This window comes from Acinetobacter stercoris, from assembly GCF_900323515.1.
In the GTDB taxonomy this organism is placed as follows: Bacteria; Pseudomonadota; Gammaproteobacteria; order Pseudomonadales; family Moraxellaceae; genus Acinetobacter; species Acinetobacter stercoris.
In genome coordinates this window covers 1-1145 of the sequence record NZ_OOGT01000410.1, presented here as the reverse complement: position 1 = coordinate 1145, position 1145 = coordinate 1, and the positions used below count along the sequence as shown (strand labels likewise).

The window sequence follows — 1145 nt, the reverse complement described above, 5'->3', positions numbered from 1 at the left end:
AAATATTATTTTTTCAAAAATAGAGTTCACCCAAAGTAAACCTAATAATACTGAATTATTTGAAAAATTTTTCAGATGTCCGCTTTTCTTTAATGCAAAAACAAATAGAATTTATCTTGATAAGGCAAATTGTGAAACAAAAATTAATAAACAAGACCCTGTTTTATTAGAAATACTTAAAAAACAGGCTGATCGCCTTATTTTAACGATTCCTGCTACAGACTCTTTTTCAGAGTTGTTAAATGAGAATATTATATATTCAATAAATAGGAACAGAACTAATATAGAATATGTAGCAGAGAGGATTGGAATTCCAACCAGACTACTTCAGTACCAATTAAAAAGAAACGGTATCAACTATTCCAAAAGATTAACAGATGTACGTAAGGAACTCGCACTTCAATATTTAAAAAATGAGGAGTTAAGCATTTTAGACATATCGATCTTACTTGCCTATAAAGAACAGGCTTCATTTAATAGAGCATTTAAAAGTTGGACAGGAATGTCTCCTTCACAATGGCGAAAGGAAATTGAGAATCAGTGTGCTGGACAAGCTGTTTAACTGATCAATGAAGAAGGATGTGTATGAAAAACTTTTTAAAAACTAAAACTGTAAACAATGGAATGATCAGACTGCTACATGATTTTTGTTCAATTCACAATTTAACCTCACCATTTAATACTGAAACCCTTAAAGAAAACAGTATCAATTTCGAACAATGGCTGATCGCTTTAGGTTCTGTATACAAACAATATGGAAAAGAAACATTCGGATTAAAACTAGCCTCCTATATCCAGCCTTCTTATACGGGTATACTTGGTTATTTAAATAGCTCTTATGAAACACTTTTTCAAGTTGTAAATTCATTATCAAAATATATTGCAACTTGGTACGACTATATGCCTCTATCTGTAGAATTTACAGAGAGAGAAGTTATTTTATCCTGGGAAAATGCAGCTTATTTAAAAACAGGTCATTACATTTTAGAAGCAAAAATCGCAGAAGAGTTTCTTGTCGCAACAATGATTAATCGCCTCAATCAACTTTCATCTCCAAATCAAATTATTGTTAGTAAAGTTGAATTTACTTTTGACAATTGTGAATATCATAAATCACATTTCAATTGTGAAGTAATCTATAACTC

2 protein-coding genes are annotated in these 1145 nt (G+C 30.4%); both read left to right on the top strand.

All coding sequences use genetic code 11. The features are described 5' to 3' along the window. Window positions 1–562, top strand: a 562-nt coding sequence (locus KPC_RS19925) for a helix-turn-helix domain-containing protein (RefSeq protein WP_146196688.1), incomplete at its 5' end; no start/stop codon positions are given. 23 nt (window positions 563–585) lie between these two features. Further along, a partial coding sequence (locus KPC_RS19920; protein ID WP_171334569.1) for an AraC family transcriptional regulator ligand-binding domain-containing protein occupies window positions 586–1145 on the top strand: 560 nt, incomplete at its 3' end.